The 5797-nt window shown below is 68.5% G+C and carries 5 protein-coding genes and 2 pseudogenes; 5 read left to right on the top strand and 2 right to left on the bottom strand.

Going from position 1 to position 5797, the window contains the following annotated elements; genetic code table 11:
• From ASJ79_RS16800 to ASJ79_RS16810, 3 genes are all read left to right on the top strand, one after another.
• A partial coding sequence (locus tag ASJ79_RS16800) for a sulfatase-like hydrolase/transferase (protein WP_156448490.1) occupies window positions 1-703 on the top strand: 703 nt, incomplete at its 5' end.
• Entirely contained in the window at window positions 704-1597 is an 894-nt protein-coding gene (locus tag ASJ79_RS16805; protein ID WP_067957304.1) for an HAD family phosphatase, read from the top strand. It abuts the gene before it with no gap.
• A 13-nt stretch (window positions 1598-1610) separates the two neighbouring features.
• The gene (locus tag ASJ79_RS16810; protein ID WP_067957305.1) at window positions 1611-2477 is read left to right on the top strand and encodes a formylglycine-generating enzyme family protein; all 867 of its coding nucleotides are present in this window, start codon (window positions 1611-1613) and stop codon (window positions 2475-2477) included.
• A 10-nt stretch (window positions 2478-2487) separates the two neighbouring features.
• On the opposite strand, the gene ASJ79_RS16815 is transcribed toward ASJ79_RS16810, so the two are convergent.
• Window positions 2488-4812 carry a bifunctional diguanylate cyclase/phosphodiesterase gene (locus ASJ79_RS16815; RefSeq protein ID WP_067957309.1) on the bottom strand — a complete coding sequence of 775 codons (2325 nt, stop codon included), beginning with the start codon at window positions 4810-4812 and terminating at the stop codon, window positions 2488-2490.
• Window positions 4813-4964: 152 nt separating this feature from the next.
• Complete coding sequence (locus ASJ79_RS16820; RefSeq protein ID WP_067957311.1) at window positions 4965-5429, bottom strand: SRPBCC family protein; 465 nt, start codon at window positions 5427-5429, stop codon at window positions 4965-4967.
• 97 nt (window positions 5430-5526) lie between these two features.
• Here ASJ79_RS16820 and ASJ79_RS16825 point away from each other — a divergent pair.
• Window positions 5527-5691: pseudogene (locus ASJ79_RS16825) on the top strand (SDR family NAD(P)-dependent oxidoreductase); the annotation flags it as partial.
• A pseudogene (locus ASJ79_RS35095) lies at window positions 5672-5797 on the top strand (alanine--tRNA ligase-related protein); the annotation flags it as partial. The pseudogenes ASJ79_RS16825 and ASJ79_RS35095, both read left to right, overlap by 20 nt.

The raw sequence follows: 5797 nt of genomic DNA on the forward strand, positions 1-5797 counted from the left end.
CGTCGTCTACTCCACCGACAACGGACCACATGCCAACACGTGGCCCGACGGCGCGACCACCCCGTTCCGCAGCGAGAAGAACACCAACTGGGAGGGCGCGTTCCGGGTGCCGGAGCTGATCCGCTGGCCGGGCCGCATCGCGGCGGGTTCAATCTCGAACGAGATTGTGCAGCACCATGACTGGCTGCCGACCTTCCTCGCCGCGGCCGGCGAGCCCGACATCGTGGACAAGCTCAAGACGGGCCACAAGGCGGGCGCCGACGGCGAGACGGAGTACAAGGTTCACATCGACGGATACAACCTGCTCCCCTACCTGACCGGGCAGGACGCCGAGAGCCCGCGCAAGGGCTTCCTCTACTTCTCCGACGACTGCGACGTCCTCGGGCTGCGCTACGACAACTGGAAGGTGGTGTTCCAGGAGCAACGATGCCAGGGCACGCTTCAGGTGTGGGCCGAACCGTTCACCCCGCTGCGGGTGCCCAAGCTGTTCAACCTGCGCACCGACCCGTTCGAACGGGCCGACATCACGTCGAACACCTACTACGACTGGATGATCCGCCGCGCCTTCCTGGTCTTCTACGCCAGCGTGATCGTCACCCAATACCTGGACTCCTTCAAAGAGTTCCCTCCGCGACATCCACCCGCGAGCTTCACCATCGACCAGGCGCTCGAGAAGCTCCAGGAATTCCTGGCGAAGGATTAGATGCTCGAATCATGGAACGACGGCCACACGAAGGCGGCCATCATCGCCTTCGCCGAAGCCGCCGCCGTGGACGTCGCCCCGGAGGAGCGGGTCGCGGTGTTCGACAACGACGGCACCCTGTGGTGCGAGAAACCTTCGTACGTCCAGCTGGATTTCCTGGTTCGCCGGCTCGCCGGGCAGGTCGCCGAGGACCCGTCGCTGGCCGGACGTCAGCCGTACACGGCCGCCGCCGCGGGCGACCTCGGCTGGTTCGGCGACGCGGTGACCAAGCACTACCAGGGTGACGACTCGGATCTCAAAATCCTTGCAGCGGCGATTCTCTCGGCGAATGTGTCGATCACCGTCGAGGAGCACGCGGCGCGGGTCGAGGCGTTCTTCGCCGGCACACGACACCCGACCCTGGTCCGTCCGTACACCGCGTGCGGCTACGCACCGATGATCGAGTTGCTGCGATTCCTCGAATCATACGGATTCACCAGCTACATCGTCTCCGGTGGCGGCCGCGATTTCATGCGCGTGGTGTCGGCGCGGATGTACGGCATCCCGCCCGAGCGGGTGATCGGCAGCTCGGTCGGACTGATCTACCAGAACGGCAGCCTGGTCACCACCGCCCAGCCCGAGTTCCTCGACGACGGCCCGGTCAAGCCGGTCCGCATCTGGGGCAGGACGGGCCGGCGCCCGATCTTCGCGGCGGGCAACTCCAACGGCGACATCGAGATGCTGCAGTTCACCGCAGCGGGCGCGGGCCCGTCGATGTCGCTGCTGGTACGCCACGACGACGCGGATCGGGAATTCGACTACACCGCCGGCGCAAAGAGAGCGCTCGACCTGGCAGGCCCGCACGGCTGGGTGGTGGCCGGCATGCGTGACGATTGGACACGGATCTTTGAGTGACCCCTACGCCGGCATGGTGTGGATCCCCGGCCAGACCGCCGCGCTCGGCTCCGACGCCCACTACCCCGAGGAAGGACCGGTCCGTAACGTCACCGTCGACGGTTTCTGGATCCAGGCCGCACCGGTCACGAACGCCGAGTTCGCCGAATTCGTCGCTGCGACAGGTTATGTCACGGTCGCCGAGCGCCCGCTGAACCCCGAAGACTACCCGGGCGCCCCGAGGGAGAACCTGCATCCCGGTTCGATGGTGTTCACCAGGACCGCGGGACCGGTGGACCTGCGTCACCTGAATCTATGGTGGACGTGGACGCCCGGCGCCTATTGGCGTAAGCCCGCGGGTCCGTCGTCGTCGATCGACAAGCGGACCGATCATCCGGTCGTGCACGTCGCGTTCGACGACGCCGCGGCGTACGCCGACTGGGCTGGGCTGCAACTGCCCACCGAGGCACAATGGGAGACAGCGGCTCGCGGCGGTCTCGTCGGCGCGACGTACACCTGGGGTGACGAACCCGAACGGCCGGGCCGGCAGCTGGCGAACTACTGGCACGGCGACTTCCCGTGGCGGCCGGACCGCGGCTACGGCCGTACCCGTTCGGTCGGGAGTTTCCCACCGAACCCCTACGGATTGTTCGACATGGCAGGCAACGTCTGGGAGTGGACCACCGACTGGTACGCCGACCGGCGGGATTCGGATCCATGTTGTGCGACAGGGAGTTACGACGCCAGCCAGCCGCAGTTCAAGGTGCCGCGCAGGGTGGTCAAGGGAGGTTCGTTCCTGTGCGCCGACGACTACTGCCTGCGGTATCGCCCGGCGGCACGCAGGCCGCAACCGGTGGACACCGGAATGAGCCACATCGGCTTCCGTTGTACGGCGCGCTGACACCTGCCGCTCACGTGAGCTGGCCGGCCATCCGGACCAGACCCGGCACCGCGGCGGCACCGACCGGCTTGCCGAAGTGATAGCCCTGCCCGACATCGCATCCGTTGTCGCGCAGCCACTGCGCCGTCACGGGCTCCTCGATTCCCTCGGCAACGACGGTCATCCCGAGGCCGTGGGTGAGTTCGATGACCGCCCGCACCACCGTGGCGGCGCGCCGGTCGCTGGTGACCGACGCGATGAAGTGACGGTCGAGTTTGATCTCGTCGATCACCAGGTCCCTCAGGTAGGACAGGGCCGAGTACCCGCTGCCGAAATCGTCGATGGCGACCCGGATCCCGTGTTCCCGGAGTTGTTCGAGCACCGCGGTCACCAGGTCCAGGTCTTTGATGACGAGGTCCTCGGTGATCTCGACGGTCAGCAACCCGGCAGGCAGGTCACGGTCGGTGAGGGCCTCGGACAGCATGGCCGGCAGCCCCGTGTCACGCAGGTAGGGGGCGAACAGGTTGACCGCGACGGGCATCTGAGTCCCGGCGGCCACCCACCGCGCCGCGTCGTCGAGGACCTTGTCGACGACCAGGTCGGTCACCGGGCGCATCAGCTTGTGCTCGCGAACCAGCGGCATGAACGTGCCGGGCTGCAACAACCCCAATTCCGGGTGGGGCCAACGCAACAACGCCTCGACCCCGGCGATCCGGCCGCTGCGCAGGTCCACCTTCGGCTGGTACACGAGGTCGAGATCGCCGTTGTCGACGGCATCGCGCAGCTCCCCCAGCAGCCGGACCCTCGCCGCGCCGCGGCCCGGGACCCGGTCGGTGTCGTCGTCACGGTTTTCGGCGGCGTCCGCACCCGTCATGTCGACGTCGAAGAGGCTGACCCGGGACGACCGGGATCGTTTGGCGGCGTGCACGGCGATGTCGGCGCGTTCCAGCATGGTGTCGGGGGTGACGTCGCGATCGTCCGGTGACGCCACGGCCACCCCGACGCTGCACCGGATCGACACCTGCTGCCCGTCGACGGTGAACGGCTCGTCGAAGGTCTCGACCACGCGGTGCAGGACCCGCCGGGAATCCTCGACGTCACCCTCGAGCAGCAGCACGAACTCATCGCCGCCGAGGCGTCCGACGGTGTCACCCGGCCGCACGCAGGCCGCGATCCGGCGGCCGGCGTGCACCAGCAGCCGGTCCGCGGCGGGGTGGCCCAGGTTGTCGTTGACGAACGTGAAGTCGTCGAGATCCAGCGCGGCCACGATCACCGGCCGGTCCTCGCGCGACTGCAGCATCAACGCATGGGCCAACCGGTCACCGAACAGCGCCCTGTTGGCCAGCCCTGTCAGCGGATCCGTCAACGCCTGTTTCGCCGCGGCCCGTGACCACTGCTGGTTCTCCCATGCCGAGACCGACTGCCGCAGACACACCGCGACCATGATCAGCGGCACGAGGACGCGCGCGAGCCCCGACATCACCATCACCGGTCCGATCGTGCCCACCAGCAGCAACGGAACGTAGGGCGCCCACAGCGCGGTGTTCGACGGCACCGCCAGGGTCTGCGCGCGGGGAGGTGGCGTGTGACGGCTCAGCAGCGCGGCGGCGCAGATGCCGACCAGCGACACCGCCCAGCCGAGGTCGATGACGCTGCCCGTCGCGTAGCTGCCCACCGCGACGGCGTAGGCGAACGCACTGTCGGTGACCGTCATCAGCGTGAACGCCGCGGCCAGCAGCCCCAGCACCCAGCGGTGGCGGACATCGACACGGGCCAGCACCGCCACGGTCACGGCGAGGATCACGATGTCGGCGGCCGGGTAGAACAGCGCCAGCCCGAGCGCGAGCCGGTCCTCGCGGTAGGTGTCGTACACGCTGCCGAGCGCCACGATCCAGGCCAGCAGGAATATGCACAGCGCCACGGTGACGCCGTCGAGCGTGATGCGAAACCCGGTGCGCCACCTCGACGACCCGCCGAACGGCGCCATCGCCAGGACCGCGGGGACCGCGAGCACGCTGAAGGCCAGATAGAAGAAGTCGGCGGGCGACGGGAACGGCTCGACCCGCAACACGTATTCGCACCACACCCAGATCAGGTCGGCCACCGCCCAGGCTCCCAGCGCGCCGGCCATGACCGTCCACGCGGTGCGCATGCGACCTTCCAGCGACCGGGCCGCCAGGACGGCGCAGCCCGTCGCATAGGTGGACAGGGTGACGATGACGACGTCGTCGATCAGCGGCGTCGCCTCACTGCCGCCTCCGACGGCGAGCAGAATCCCCAGCCCGACCGTCAGGGCGACCGGCACGGCCATCGCCGCCCACGCCGCGGGCCGGATCCGGCCGATCCTCGCGGCCATCGCGCGCCCTACCACCGCATCGTTGCTCCGCTGTCGTTCCGGCGCACCCGCACCGGACTGACCACAGACGCTAACGCAAAAGCATGTTCCGAACGCAAAATTTGCTGCCCACCAGAACCGCGGGTCCGACGGCGCTTCCCGCGCCGGGCCCGTCAGGCGGTTTCGGCCGTCCTCTTGATCGCCGCGAGCGTGGCCGGGATCCCGCTTCTTGCCGCCTCCCTGCGCTGGGCGATCTCCGCATCCGCTTGGTCACCGAAGCGTTCACGAAAGCCGGTCAACCCTCTGGGCAGTAGCTCCCACGACTCGGTGAGGCGGGTGCCACCGTCCTCATCGGCCATCTCGTAACCCCAGTAGACCCAGCCGTCGTTGACCTCCCAGGCGAACTTGCGGCCGGGGTCGGCGGCGACGACCTGGGACCGGGTCTCCCAGGTCCGTTGCGGGGTTTCGTTGCGACCGGTGAACCACGCACCCACCGACGGCCCTGCGCCCTCGTCCCACCAACAGGCCTTGCAGATCGGGCTCCATTCGCCCATCCGGGTGACGTCGGACACCAGCGCGTACACCTTGTCGGGCGGCGCGGCCACGAAGATCGACTCGGACATCGTCAGCTCGGTCACCCGCCCGAGTCTGCCAGTGACACCGGGGCTATTGCGCTTTCGGGTCCGGGGTGTGACTTTAGAACACGTTCTATTCCGTCGTCGAAGGGCCAACTGGATGAGCGGCAGTGCCGAAGGGGCCACCAGGGAGGCGGTGATCATCGGCGGCGCATCCGGCATCGGATGGGCCACCGCGTCGGCGCTGGCCGGGCAGGGATGCCGGGTGACGATCGCGGACGTCAACGCGGAGGCGGCCCGGACGCGCGCCGCGCGGGTACGGGCAGGGCAACCACGACGATGACGTGCGGTACCGCATCATCGCCGACCACAGCCGCACCGCGGCGATCATCATCGGCGACGGGGTCAGCCCCGGTAACGAGGGTCGCGGC

It is taken from the genome of Mycobacterium sp. NAZ190054, from assembly GCF_001545925.1.
Classification (GTDB): domain Bacteria; phylum Actinomycetota; class Actinomycetes; order Mycobacteriales; family Mycobacteriaceae; genus Mycobacterium.